The sequence below is a fragment of the Chroogloeocystis siderophila 5.2 s.c.1 genome, from assembly GCF_001904655.1.
GTDB classification, from domain to species: Bacteria; Cyanobacteriota; Cyanobacteriia; order Cyanobacteriales; family Chroococcidiopsidaceae; genus Chroogloeocystis; species Chroogloeocystis siderophila.
The window spans coordinates 1-14,618 of record NZ_MRCC01000012.1 but is presented as its reverse complement, the minus strand read 5'-3'; the positions used below and the strand labels follow the sequence as shown (position 1 = coordinate 14,618).

Genomic DNA, 14,618 nt, shown 5'->3' with positions numbered 1-14,618 from the left:
TAAGGAATTAATCAATTAGCTTTTGTTGGGCTAAATGCATTGGAATTATCAGGTACCTCTTCTTAAAAAGTTTGACTGTAATGAACGCGCACTCACCATTTAGGTACGAGGTTCGAGAAAAATACCTAATCCGTTGTGGACGCGGGCGGCGGTACGGGGAGAGCGATCGAGTAACTGTCCTCCTAAGAAAAGACTTGTTGAGCTACCACCGTCGAGATTTAAAGCATCAACACAGCCGAGATGTTGCATGATTCGGGCAATTTCGGTCAAGCTTGGACCAATGCCATTAACGCGATTGTGGACAGCAGTGATGAGGAGATTGCCTGTTGCGGTTACACCAATAGCACTTCGCGCGGCTTTTTGACGGCTAAAAGCTTCACTAAAGCCTTCAGCTTGCGCATTTAGCACGATTTGACGATTTTGCAATAGAAGCGGTCCACCGCCTAAAATATGTGGGTAACTGGCAAAATCAGCAGGACTTGTCGCATTTTCGGTGCGGACGGTTGCGCCTATGGGTAGTAAACTAGCAAATTGTGGATTTGCCCGTAGCGCGAGTAAGAAGCCGTTGGCGGGAATCGGAACTGTTGTTTCGCCAGCAGCACCACCAGGAATTTGTCTAGTGACTTGGTTATTTTGCACAACGACAATAGTTTCGTTGTCGATGAGAGGAGTGTATGTCGCGCCCCAAGTGTTTGTATAGTGGGCAATACCAGGTTTGACGTAGCCACTGTTAAACGTCACAACCGGCAAACGCTGTCCAGAAGAAGTAACGATTGTTTCTTGAAGTTGTAGCCGTCCAAATTTGAATTTACCAGCATCATTCCAAGCGATCGCGCCTCGGTTGAGAATGGGGCCAGATAACCATTGTCCGTCACGCCGGATTGCTCCTAAGGGTAACTGATTTTTGCGATTGAAAAAACCGCCGTTGATTGCCGCTGCGGCATTTAATTGTTGCGCAGTTGTGATAATTGGTGCCGTACCAGTCAGCGAATTTGTGGCGCTAGAAATTGGTTTGAGAGCTAGCCCTGTTGTGCGTGGATTGACTTCGAGTAGAACGACAGGAAAGTGCGAATCGCCCAATGTAACAAATTGCTGTCGCCAACGAATACCAGAAGCCCATTGTATATCGCGTTCAACCATTGCATCCGGTCGTAAATCGATGACTAAGCGGTTGGGGTTGGGTAAAGTACTTGGACGTGGCGATAAGCCAGCGGGAACACTGAGGCGGATCGTTGTCAAATTGGGTGCGCTTTCTAGTTGAAGTACCGAAGTTTGGTCGCTATCTTGAGCGCTGGTGAGTTGCTCAGGTAAACTTGGTCGAAAGCGTTGAAGTAGCGATCGCTGTGCTGTCGCATCAATAGTAATGAGCCATTCTTGATTCGGCGGTTGATCGTCATCAGTTGTGGATGATGGCGATTTAGGTTTTGCAAGAAGTGGCTGTGACGTGACTTGCCAAAACGCTGGGCGGTCTAAATCAATGACAATGCGATCACCCCATACTTGTTTACCTTGGCGAATATCTTTAATCGTTGCGGGTGGAGTTTTGATTTGTAGCGTATTCCCATTCGTTTGAATTTGCCAGCCGAGCTTCGTTGCTAATTGCGTAATATTAAGATAGCGATAGCTATTATGATGCCAAGCATCTAATGTAAACGTTGAGGTTTTTGGTTCAGAAAACCATTGCACGGATTGCTTGGTGACATCCTTCGTGTTTAATAACTCAACTCCTAAAAGTTGCATGAGTCCAGCGTCGCTAATCGCTGTTGCCATTCCGGATTTAGTCGGCTGCTGCCATTGACTCCAGGCACCTGGTAACGTACGACTATTGAGCGCAATTTGCGTACCTTTAGCAACTAAGCGCGGTGCAGAATTTTGACTTATTAATAATGGCTTTGCCGAAGGCTTTGCGTATGGCGACAACTGCTGCGCAGCACTACTAGTAGTCGATATCAACCACAATGTGATTGTTAAGAGCAAAAATAAGACTTGGCGGGGCATTAGGAAGGCGCGAGCTAGGATAACAGGTATAGTCCACTGTTGCAAGGGGTGCCGCCGAGGAGTCAACCTAATGTGGATATTGCAGCAGCGTTGATCAGAGCTATTTTGATGTTTTGCGCTTGAACTGGCATTTGCCTGATTGGCGCGCCAGGGCTGCTGAGTTCGTTTAGTTTCCTCGCTGTTCACTCCTAACTCCTAAATATTAAAAATTACTGACTTCTATTTCGAGGCTTAACGTCATAATGTATAGAAGTAGCTTGATCGCTCAGTGGGCACCAAACTAGTAGTATCTAGGTTTTGCTTAGTGCTCGAATGTACTATGGAGCTTGCACTTTAAAATTGGGCGTCGTGTCAGCGACCTAATAGATAAATGCTTAAGTAGCTCCTCCGCAGTAGCAGTAAATTTTTATTGCACTGAGGAATTGTCAAATCTGAGCATTTGATCATAACCTTACTCTGTTACTTTTACTTTATGATAAAGATCGGGGAATACCGCACATTTTCTATGGTTTGTCAATAGATTACGCATAAAGCAAATTAAGTTTTTGACTAGCATTCCTTTCGCAGGAATTGCTGAGTTGTGACAAAACCATAAGTTTAAGACACTCACCCAAACAATAGAGTTCCAAAATAAGAACGTATTACGAAATCGGTTGTCAATGAGATTGCCAGCACTAATAAGAAAAGGTTTAATTTTAAAACGCCAACAAAAAGTATTGAGCGTGAGTCAGGTAATTTTAAATAATTTTTATTAACGCAACTTGTCTTGATCGTCAGCCTTGATTCTGTAGTTATAAACCGCAGAATGAATCGCAGTCAACTCTAAGTAAATCCCCTTTGCAGAATCCTAACTAATCTATGAATAACCAGCAGATGAATCAAAATCCACTGAACATGACGGCGAATCAAAACGTAGATCGTTCTTCAGAGAGTACTTATAATGCGGGGCCGCGCTGGTTGGTAGAAGAAAGAGACGCCTGCGGCGTGGGGTTTATTGCGCACTGTGAAAATCAAGCAAGTCATGAAATTGTGGCAAAGGCATTAACAGCACTTGCATGTTTAGAACACCGAGGCGGCTGTAGTGCTGACCAAGATTCGGGAGATGGTGCAGGGTTGATGACTGCGATTCCTTGGGCGTTGCTGAGTCAGTGGTTACAACAGCAAGGAAAACAGCTACCGCCATCCAAAAATTGTGCAGTGGGGATGCTCTTTTTACCTCAAGAAGAGGCGATCGCAAATCTTGTTCGTCAGACAATCGAAGGCATATTAGCACAAGAGAACTTAACAGTATTAGGCTGGCGCGTCGTTCCTGTCAAACCCCAGTTATTAGGAATTCAAGCAAGAGAAAATCAACCGCAAATTGAACAAGTCATTGTTGCTAGCGCCGACAAAACAGGTGATGCGCTCGAACGTCAACTGTACATCACGCGGAAAAAGATTGGTAAAGCCTTAGCAGAAACGGGCGAGATTAAAGACGCTGAAAACTTTTATGTTTGCTCGTTTTCGAGTCGCACGATTGTTTACAAAGGAATGGTGCGATCGGCGGTGCTGGGTGAGTTTTATACCGATTTAAAAAATTCAGCTTATCAAAGTGCTTTTGCAGTTTACCACCGTCGTTTTAGCACAAACACGATGCCAAAATGGCCATTGGCGCAACCGATGCGGCTATTAGGACACAACGGAGAAATTAACACATTACTCGGCAACATTAACTGGATGATGGCACGCGAAGCCGACTTGACGCATCCAGTTTGGGAAGACCGCTTTGAAGTACTCAAGCCGATTGTTTATGTTGATAATAGCGACTCAGCAACGTTAGATAACGTCTTGGAATTATTGGTGCGATCCGGTCGAAGTCCGCTAGAAGCATTAATGATTATGGTGCCAGAGGCGTATTTAAATCAGCCTGATCTAGATAATTACCCAGAAATTATTGATTTTTACGAATACTACAGCGGTATTCAAGAACCTTGGGATGGTCCGGCGCTACTTGTATTTAGCGATGGTAAGAAAGTAGGTGCAACACTTGATCGCAATGGCTTACGACCAGCACGCTACAGTATTACAAAAGACGGCTACATTGTTGTTGCTTCTGAAGCAGGGGTTGTGGACTTACCCGAAGCCGAGATTATCGAAAAAGGCAGACTCGGACCTGGGCAAATGATCGCTGTCGATTTGGAAAGTCATGAAGTTTTAAAAAATTGGGAGATCAAGCAGCGGATTGCACAAGCACAGCCTTACGGAAAGTGGCTTAAAGAGTACCGCGTTGAACTTGGTAATACCGATACATTAAAGCTGGAGACACAAGCAGCAAGTGGCGGTGAGGAAAATACAACGCAAAATCTCGCCTCAAGTCCTTTACCACAAACGCTTAATCCGAAAACGGCATTACTGCGGAATCAAATTGCCTTCGGTTACACCACAGAAGACGTGGAAATGGTAATTCAACCGATGGCAAGCGAAGGAAAAGAGCCAACATTTTGTATGGGAGATGATATTCCCTTAGCGGTACTATCCGAACGCCCACATTTGCTGTACGACTACTTCAAGCAGCGGTTTGCACAGGTGACAAATCCACCGATCGATCCTTTGCGCGAAAGCTTGGTGATGTCGTTGAAGATGGAACTCGGCGAACGCGGAAACTTGCTTGAGGCTAAACCAGAATACGCAAAACGCTTGAAACTCGATTCTCCAGTGTTGCAGGCGGGAGATTTAACCGCAATCAAAGAATCAGGCTTTGCTTGTGCTATGTTGTCTACGCTGTTTGAGATTGCATCAGGTCCTCAAGGCTTAGAAATCGCGGTGAGAAAGTTGTGCGAACAGGCAGCAGCAGCGGTAAAAGACGGCAACACAATTTTGATTTTAAGCGATCGCGCCTATCCTCTTTCAGAAGAATCAAGCTATATCCCGCCATTACTCGCCGTTGGTGCTGTTCACCATCACCTAATTCGGGAAGGACTGCGGATGAAAGCCTCGTTGGTGGTTGATACCGCACAGTGCTGGAGTACACATCATTTCGCGTGCTTGATTGGTTATGGTGCTAGCGCTGTGTGTCCGTATCTGGCTTTAGAAACGGTGCAAAGTTGGTGGTCTGACCCGAAAACGCAGCAGTTTATGGAACGCGGAAAAATTGCCGCGATTACGCTCGATCAAGCGCTAAATAACTATCGTAAGGCGGTAGAAGCAGGAATTCTCAAGATTCTCTCGAAGATGGGAATTTCCCTACTCACAAGTTACCAAGGAGCGCAAATTTTTGAAGCGATCGGCATTGCGCGAGACTTATTAGAACTTGGATTTTATGGAACAACTTCGCGCTTGAGTGGTTTGAGTATTTGCGAACTGGCACAGGAAGTTTTGTCGTTCCATCAGCGGGCTTTTCCCGAATTAACCGTTAAGAAATTAGAAAACTTCGGGTTTGTTCAGTATCGCCCTGGCGGTGAGTATCACATGAATAGCCCAGAACTGGCAAAAGCGCTGCATAAAGCGATCGCCGATCGAAACAATTACGACCACTACGAAGTTTATCGTCAACTTTTAGAACACCGGCCAGTCACCGCGCTGCGCGATTTACTCGACTTTAATTCAGACCGCGCACCCATTGCTAAAGAAGAAGTTGAACCGATTACTGAAATTGTCAAGCGATTTTGTACTGGTGGAATGTCCTTAGGGGCGCTATCGCGCGAAGCGCATGAAACGCTGGCGATCGCAATGAACCGCATTGGTGGTAAATCAAATTCAGGAGAAGGTGGAGAAGATCCGATACGCTATCATATCCTCGATGATGTCGATGCACAAGGACATTCGCCGTTGCTACCGCATTTGAAAGGCTTGAAAAATGGCGATACCGCATCGTCAGCAATTAAGCAAGTCGCTTCAGGACGCTTTGGCGTGACACCTGAGTACTTGATGAACGCCAAGCAAATTGAAATTAAAATTGCGCAAGGTGCTAAACCAGGCGAAGGCGGACAACTACCAGGGAAGAAAGTTAGCCCTTATATTGCCATGCTGCGGCGTTCTAAGCCTGGGGTGACGCTCATTTCGCCACCGCCTCATCATGATATTTACTCGATTGAAGACTTGGCACAGTTAATTTTTGACTTGCATCAAATTAACCCTCAAGCCCAAGTATCAGTCAAGTTAGTTGCTGAGGTGGGTATCGGTACTGTTGCTGCGGGTGTTGCTAAGGCAAATGCGGATATTATTCAAATTTCGGGACACGATGGCGGAACAGGGGCATCGCCCTTATCTTCAATTAAGCACGCAGGTGGACCTTGGGAACTTGGACTCACCGAAGTACATCGCGTGTTGATGGATAATAAATTACGCGATCGCGTGATTCTACGTGTCGATGGTGGCTTCAAGAGCGGCTGGGATGTTCTTATGGGTGCGTTGATGGGCGCGGAAGAATTCGGCTTCGGGTCGATTGCGATGATTGCCGAAGGCTGCATTATGGCACGTATTTGTCACACAAATAACTGCCCCGTGGGAGTTGCGAGCCAAAAAGAAGAACTGCGACAGCGCTTTCCTGGTATGGCAGAACACGTCGTCAACTTCTTCTATTTTATTGCGGAAGAAGTACGCGGACTCTTAGCAAAACTCGGTTATCGCTCACTGACTGACATTGTCGGACGTGCTGATTTACTCAAAGTGCGCGAAGGTATAAAACTGACAAAAACACAAACGCTCAATCTCGACTGTATTACGCAGTTACCAGACACGCGAGAAGATCGCGCATGGCTAAATCATGAAACGGTTCACAGTAATGGTCCTGTAATTGATGATGAATTACTTGCTGATGCAGATATTCAAGCCGCGATTCGCAATCAATCTAGTGCTACTAAAGATTTAGTCATTGTCAATACAGATCGAACAGTAGGCGCGAGACTCGCGGGAGCGATCGCGGCTCAATACGGTAATACTGGCTTTGAAGGACAAATCAATCTCAACTTCAAAGGTAGTGTCGGACAAAGCTTTGGTGCGTTTAACTTGCCTGGGATGATCTTAACGCTCGAAGGCGAAGCAAACGATTACGTTGGTAAAGGAATGCACGGTGGTGAAATTATTATTAAACCTCCAGCCGAGGCAACTTATGCACCTGAGCAAAACGTGATTGTGGGTAATACTTGTTTGTATGGTGCTACAGGTGGTACGCTGTTTGCGAACGGTATTGCTGGCGAGCGCTTTGCGGTACGTAACTCCAAGGGAACCGCTGTGATTGAGGGTGCAGGCGATCACTGCTGCGAATATATGACAGGTGGTGTGATTGTCGTCTTGGGTAAAGCTGGTAGAAACGTAGGTGCTGGAATGACTGGGGGTTTAGCATACTTCCTCGATGAAGATAGTAACTTCCCCGCATTCGTCAATCCCGAAATCGTTAAACTGCAACGGGTGAATAGCCCCGCAGGGGAAAAACAATTGAAAGAGTTGATCGCAGCCCATGTCGAACGCACAAAGTCACCGAAGGCGAAACGAATTCTGGAAAACTGGTCAGAGTACTTACCGCAGTTTTGGCAAGTTGTACCACCTTCAGAAGCTGATAGTCCAGAGGCTGCTGTCCAGAAAGAGTTGAGTTCTGTGCAGTAAAGCCAAAGCAGGGGAGCAGAGGGCGCAGAAGAGAAATAGTATGATGTTCTCTAGCCCCTCGCTCCACACTCCTCATCCCTGTAATGTATTTTAAACTTGAGGCTTATAGTAGTAGTAATTGTATGGTGCAAAATCGTAGTTTTTCACACCGTTACATACTGTACCCAGGATCGTTGCAGGCGACATTTTTAAGCGGTCTAAAGCTTGGGCGAGAAGCGAACGATCCGTTTTACCCATGCGGACGACTAAGACAATTCCTGCGGTGTAGGGAGCAAGTAGGCTACTATCCGCAAGTCCTAACATAGGTGGCGTATCGTAGATAACTAGGTCAAAGCTTTGTCGCAGTTGTGCCATAATTTGCTGCATCTTTTTAGAAGAAAGCAGCTTGACAGGATCAGGAGGAATGGGTCCCGAAGTAAGAACGTAGAGATTTTCCCACAGTGGCGATCGCTGAATGGCATCGTCTACAGGTAAGCTGGTTGTAATGACATTACTTAACCCTGCTTCGTTGGGTAGATTGAGTTTATTATGTACCTGAGGTAGCCGTAAATCAGCGTCAACGAGTAGAACGCGCTGTCCCATCGCAGCCGCAGCTTGTGCGAGGTGTACAGCAGTAGTTGATTTACCATCAGCATGGGATGCGGAGCTAATGACTAAGGAATGAATGGGTGTATCAGAACCTAAAAAGTTGATGTTTGTGTGTAACGAGCGAAACGCTTCTAAGAAGGGGAAATAGCTCTCCCCTTGAGAGTTGCTGAAACTATCAAGCAGCAGTTGAATACCTTCTGATTTTTTAACAACTTCTATCTCAGCTGCTGGTGTTGCTGGTGGTATAGATTTACGAAAAGGAATTGTGCCAAGCAGTGGCAGTTTTATGATTTCTTTGAGATCGTCAGGCGAATGAAAGACATTATCTAATCGTTCTGCTAACAACGCTGCACCCATTCCTGCTAAAAGACCAGCGATAGTACCTAAAATGAGATTGCGTTTGATATTAGGTGAGATTGGTTCTTCTTGAGTCAGTTGAGGTGCTGCGATCGTTTGCCAAGGAATTTCCTTTTGCGCTGTTTCAATTTGCAGTGATTCGCGTTTTTCTAAAAAGCGGTTCAAACTTTCAGTGGCGACTTTTAATTCGCGTTGTAAGTCTGTATATTGCCGCGCCAAAGTAGGTAACTGTTGAATTTGTTGATTAAGATTATCTTCAGCTTGCGCAATTTTGGCTGCACGAACTTCTAAACCAGAAATTTGATTAGATACCTCAACTAATGTGTTGCTTAAAACTCGTTGAGCTTCTTGGCGCAGTACTGGTAATAAGTTTTCACGCTTCTGGCGCAAAGTAAGTAGAATGGGACTATCTTCTTGAAAGCGAGTAGATTCAGCGGCAATTTGGCTATCTATCTCACGCAATTGCGTCACGAGGTTTTGATATACGGAAGATGCATTTAAAGCTTGTGATGCTTCAGACTGGTCTTGTAAGTTAGGATTTAGAATTACAGTTTCGGCAAGTTGAGCGCCTGCTTTACCTTGTAGCGCTGTATATAAAGCACGAGTTTCTGCTAAAGCTTTTTGTGTTTCAAGCCGTTGTAGTTTGATCGTACTAACTTGCTGAGATAACTGTTCAGCTTTAACTTCTGGATCAATAAAATTATATTCTTGACGAAATTGTTGTAATTGTTTTTGTAAAGTATTGACTCGCTCTTGTAACTGTGGCATTTGTTCATCGACAAACTGAATTCCTTGACGCAAATTTGTTTGTCGTTCTTGCAAGCTATATTTAAGAAATCCAGCAGTAAGTTGCTGCAAGATATACTGAATTTTTTGTGGATCAGAATCTTGATAACGAATATCTAAAATTTTAGTTTCTTGAAAGCGATTAATACTTAAATCGGCAAGCAAAGAAGTGTAGTTAACATCAGGATAACGCGTTGCAATTTCTTTGATAATTGGAGCCATTAATTCAGGGCTGCGTAAGACTTGAATTTGCGTATCGTAATCCAAGCCTTCTTTTTGCATTTGGGTACTAACGCCAGGAATTTGTGTTAATCCTTCAAGTTGACTCTCGGCTGTTACAGGTTCGACAAGAAGTTGAAATCCACCTTCATACTTGGGTTGACGCGTGAAAGTCCAAAAACCAACGCTTGCTGATAGTGCGATCGCCACACTACCTAAAACGAGTGCGCGACGACGAATTAATGCTAGAAGCTGACGGAGATCCCACTCATCTGTTGGATCAGGAATTGGCAAAGGAGTATTAATAATAGGTAGCAAGGGTTGGGGGTGTTTCCCATTGCCATTTCTTTCAAAAAGTAGTTGATTTTTTATCTGCTCTTCCATAATATATAATTCCTCTCGCTGACTTTTGATATGAGAATTGCTAATAAGTAATAGTTAGTTAAGTAAATAGGTGAAAATCTGTATAGAAGCTGACAATGAGTAAATATTAAATTCAAAAAATGTTGAAAATTAGTGATTGCTTTTATGTACCTATTTGCCAACTAGAAAAAAAGGTTTAATGCTCACATATTTACTAAAACATGACAACCAATTATTAACAATTCATACCCACCTGCAAATTTGTTATTCTAACTAACGTAATTTGCTTTTTGCTTCTGCTTTACTTTTTTGGAGTTCAACTGCTGTACTCAAGACTTTTGAGTATTGTTTAGCAATAATTTCTGGTGTGAAATTGGATTGAAGATAACGCCTACCTGCATCGCCCATTTGTTCTGCTAAGTAGCGATCATTTGCTAGACGCCGGATAAACATTACCAAACCGTCTGCATCACCGTTACTAAAAGCTGCACCACAATTTGCTTCGGATAGTAGCGATCGTAAATAAGAGTTAGATTCGCAAATTGCAGCAACGGGACGTCCAGCAGCTAAAATACCATATAACTTGCTAGGAGCAACAATTCCTTCCATTCCTGAGCTAATACTTACTAATGATAAATCGCACGCTGTTAGGGAATAAGGAAGATCTTGTTTGTCTTGATACGGTAAAAATTGGCAATTCGTTAGACCTAGCTTTTTCACTTGTTCAATGCAAATTTGTCGCTTAGCGCCACCGCCAATAAAAACAAATTGAATTTGCTCATTTTGTAGTTGGAAAGCTGCTTCTAATATCGTATCCATTTCATGGCAGCGTCCCATATTACCTGAGTACAAAACTATGAATTTCTTGACTAAATCGTACTTGAGTGCAAACCAATTTTTCTGTTTTGCTATGGGAACTATCCAATTAGGGTTAGCCCAGTTGTGAATAATTGAAATTTTGTCACTTACTTCGGGACATTTTGTTTGTACTCGTTCCTTCATTGTAGAACTCAGTACAATTAAGCCGTCTGCCTTTTTCCAAACTTGTTTATTGATCCGATCCCAAGCTTTAACTAGCCAATTTGTAGAGGAGACTAGATTAAGTTCTACTGCTACATCAGGATACAAATCATACAGTAAACAGATGTAGGGAGTGCCAAAAAATAGCTGAGCAATATAGCCAACAATTGGTAAGAAAGGTGGTGCGCTGGTTAATAGTAAAATATCTTTCTTACCTGAATTTTTAAATACATGAAATACGCAGCGCAGAAAAAAAAATAATCCATTAATTGCTTTGCCACGAATTCTTGCAGGGCAAAGGCGAGATGTGCGCGATCGCTGTACTGAAACTCGATTTAATCTTTCTTTGGCTGGGGCAGAATCTTTACGAAAAGCGTACCCTGGCTGCCCTGTAAAAACTTGTACATGAATACCGAGGCGACCTAATTGAGTTGCCAACTCTTCAATAAGTTGCCCTGTTGCTGCATAATCAGGAGGATAGAACTGCGTAAAAATAGATAAGTTAAAAGTCGGTTGCAGTTCTGATGTTTTTTCATTACTAGGCTGTAGTATTTTAAAATTTTCTAAATTCAAGCCTGGTGCATAATGTTCTATCATCGGCTATACCAATCTGATGAGCAACTAAAAAAGCAATCTAACAATGCACAGCAGTTTTTCTCCAAACTACTTGTTATTTAATTTACAACTGCTTGATAAAGATTGCATTTCACAAGCAATTTAACCCTCTATTTACGTTTGTTCCATCGGAAACTTTACGGAAAATTCTACAAAAACCTAAAATATCTTTATTCTCTTTGCGTAAATCTACGGTAGTGCAGTTAAGTATTTCTACGGCGTGAATTGTACGTATTCATAATTTATTCAGCGCTGAGTAGAGCTAAATAACCGTAATGGCGTTAATAGCTAGTAATTAGCAAAGTTTTTTTAAAACTTAATGTTTTTTGGATACTTAATGAGGAGTGAGCTTAGCTGTATTATTTACAAATAAAAATTTGAATTTATTGAGTAAAAAAAATGATTGAATTAGGATAGTCAATCTACGAAGACGTTTACTGATGCCAAAAGGCGATCGCATTTTTGCAATCAAGGTATTTTCGGTAAATCATGAGGATGAATGACAAGAGTACCTGATATGACTCGCTGTTTGATTGGTTGCGCAGGGTTTCCCGCATAAATTGTCATTGGTTCGAGCGATCGCCCTGTGACGCTACCGAGGGCTAATACCGCGCCTTTACCGATAGTAACTCCAGGCCCGACAACAGCACGAGCAGCAATCCAGCTACCTTCGGCGATGTAAATTGCAGTGGGGATCAGTTTAAAATGAGGATCGCGCCAGTCATGATTGCCTGTGCACAGATAGACGTCTTGTGAGATACAAACATGGTTTTCTATGGTGATTGGTGCAACATTATCAAGCCAGGCATTTTCACCAATCCAAGTATAATCACCTACAGTTAATCTCCAAGGAAACTTAACTCGTACTCCTGGTTTGATGCGGACTTGTTGACCTATTTTGGCACCAAAAAGGCGTAGCAAGAGTACTTTGAATGTTGAAACTGGTAGCCAGTGAGTGCGGAATAATGGTTCTCCAAGAAAATACCATAGAAGTTGTTTCCATAGCGGAGCGCCAGGAGTATAGTTGCCGAGAGTGTATTGATCGAGACGCATATTTAAAGACAGCTTGAAGAAGTCATCCCCTAAATCCCCCACAAGTGGGGGACTTGGAAAGGTGTAGTGTTATTTTGTACCTACTCATTCTTCCCGAAGTCTAGAGAGATGAGCAGCATAAATGTTGTGTTTTCAAGTTTAGGGAGGCAAATTGTACTTTTATTCACTTAGCAACACTGGTTGCGGTTCATGAAACAAAGATCGCGGAGGGAATTGGCTTCGAGTCTGGCGCAAGTGAACTTGATTTGTCAAGTATGAGAATTCTATTTTAAAAAAAGCCTCGCTGCGCTAGCGTGAATGAAAACTAGCGCCAGTACGCCGTGTGAAAAACCATAACACAGCACGGGTGCTGTCGCGAAGAATGCGCAATTGTGATTCAGGGGGATGGTTGGAGGGAATTGAGACTGGAGTGAAGATGATACCTTGACTTCCAAAAATAATAGTCGCGATCGCTTTGGCGCGGGGCATATGAAAGTCAGAGGTGATAAGATAAACGTGTTTTATGTAGCGTTGTTGGAATTCACTAATGAGTGAAGTGAAATTAGTTACCGTATCAACAGCGCGGCGATCAATGTGAACTCGTGTGTTGGAAATACCTGCTTGTTGAAAGATGCTGCGGGCTTGATTGGTGGGGATACCGGAAGATACCCAGATTTCGAGTTGAGGATAAAGTTGAGCAAATTGGGCGGTGAATTTCTCACGTTCAATCCCACCACCGAGAGTGAGGATAGCTTGAGGTTGGGGTGCTTGATAATGGGCGATCGCAACTCTTAGCGGAATGATCCCTAATAGAATGATGAGCAAGGAGGCGATCGCCAAAGTGACAAAGCGGTATTTATGCTGAGGAGGAAACTTCATCGATAGCTGATCGCTCATTCAAGACAACTTCAGTTACTGCTTAAGTGCTGCTCTAACCAAGTGATTAAATTAGAGGTATCACTAAAGTCTAATAAAGCCTCACCTAAGTTTTCTAACTGCGAAAGTGACAGTTGCTGGATTTGTGCTTGTAATTGTGCATCGAATGCACCAATTCGGCGGTTGAGGAGGCGTAAAATTAATGATTGGGCTTCTTCTTGTCTACCTTCCTGTTTACCTTCTTGTCTACCTTGTTCGATACCTTGTTCCATCCAACTGGTGACAATTTCCATCACTTCCTCCTGTTGAGCTATTCCTAGTGTACTCAGTTGTGTTTGAAATAGCTGTTCTTCTTGGATGTTGAGGCGTAAGTAGCTATCAATAAAGCCAGATATCAGTTGCATTCGTGCTGGATCTAGACGTAAAGTGGCTAGCAGGCGCAAGCATTCTAATTTTACTATTGATCGCTCTTGAGGTTTGATTTGCATTTTTGCCATCAGTGCAGCGGCTACGGGGTTTTCTTGTCTTAAGAAGTCGCGCCAGTGCAAACGATTGAGTTGGATGACACTGTAGTTGAATTCCAGGATTGTTTTGTCAGGGAAGGTGACTTGATATGATGTCGGTTCGCTGCGTTGTGGAGTGTCGTAGGAAAAAATGACTATTGGGTAGACGGGGAGGGCGTATTTTTCAGATAAACGTGCAAAGTAGTAGAACATCCTTCTGCCAAACTCAGTTTGGGATTGTGATTGGTGTTCGCAGTGGATGAGGAAGAATGTTTCTTGTTCTCTGAACTTGGCTTTGGCAAGTAAATCGACTTCGCGGCGATCGCCTAATGTGACATCAGTGAAAAGTTCTTTGTCTAAGAATGTAATTGAGTCGCGTTCGAGGTAAGTAGTAATAGCAGGAAAGAATAGTTGATGAATTCCCAGAAGAATGTTGTCAGCAGTTCTTTAAAGAGGCGATCGTGGTCTATCATGCATAGGATGAGTTTTTGAAGAATGTGTTGAAAAGTGCGATCGCACGTTTAATCAGAATAATGTTGAGTAGTTTCGCAATTATAAGGCGATCGCTAATATGATGAAAAATGATACTACTCGTGCTTACGATTAAATTACATTAAAATTTTGGTAGTCCTGAATAAGTAAGGATAGAGAGTAGATGGTAGTTCTAAATACGTAAGA

The 14,618-nt window shown here is 43.4% G+C and carries 6 protein-coding genes and 1 pseudogene; 1 reads left to right on the top strand and 6 read right to left on the bottom strand.

Annotation, left to right across the window (positions count from 1 at the left end; all coding sequences use genetic code 11):
• Positions 1 to 99: 99 nt before the first annotated feature.
• Positions 100 to 1,998, bottom strand: a complete 1,899-nt coding sequence (locus NIES1031_RS14870) for a phosphodiester glycosidase family protein (RefSeq protein ID WP_073550321.1) — start codon at positions 1,996 to 1,998, stop codon at positions 100 to 102.
• Positions 1,999 to 2,892: 894 nt separating this feature from the next.
• On the opposite strand from NIES1031_RS14870, the gene gltB reads away from it, so the two are divergent.
• Positions 2,893 to 7,581 carry a glutamate synthase large subunit gene (gene gltB, locus NIES1031_RS14865; protein ID WP_218596825.1) on the top strand — a complete coding sequence of 1,563 codons (4,689 nt, stop codon included), beginning with the start codon at positions 2,893 to 2,895 and terminating at the stop codon, positions 7,579 to 7,581.
• A gap of 90 nt (positions 7,582 to 7,671) precedes the next feature.
• On the opposite strand, the gene NIES1031_RS14860 is transcribed toward gltB, so the two are convergent.
• The 5 genes and pseudogenes from NIES1031_RS14860 to NIES1031_RS14840 form a co-directional block, all read right to left on the bottom strand.
• Entirely contained in the window at positions 7,672 to 9,915 is a 2,244-nt protein-coding gene (locus tag NIES1031_RS14860) for a GumC family protein (protein ID WP_073550320.1), read from the bottom strand.
• Positions 9,916 to 10,167: 252 nt separating this feature from the next.
• Positions 10,168 to 11,511, bottom strand: coding sequence for a glycosyltransferase family 4 protein (locus NIES1031_RS14855; protein WP_073550319.1), 1,344 nt, complete (start codon positions 11,509 to 11,511; stop codon positions 10,168 to 10,170).
• A gap of 486 nt (positions 11,512 to 11,997) precedes the next feature.
• Positions 11,998 to 12,582 (bottom strand): putative colanic acid biosynthesis acetyltransferase, encoded by a 585-nt coding sequence (locus NIES1031_RS14850; protein ID WP_073550318.1) that lies wholly within the window; start codon positions 12,580 to 12,582, stop codon positions 11,998 to 12,000.
• A 288-nt stretch (positions 12,583 to 12,870) separates the two neighbouring features.
• Positions 12,871 to 13,458 (bottom strand): YdcF family protein, encoded by a 588-nt coding sequence (locus NIES1031_RS14845; RefSeq protein WP_218596817.1) that lies wholly within the window; start codon positions 13,456 to 13,458, stop codon positions 12,871 to 12,873.
• Between the two features lie 11 nt (positions 13,459 to 13,469).
• A pseudogene (locus NIES1031_RS14840) lies at positions 13,470 to 14,413 on the bottom strand (Rpn family recombination-promoting nuclease/putative transposase).
• Between the last annotated feature and the right edge of the window lie 205 nt (positions 14,414 to 14,618).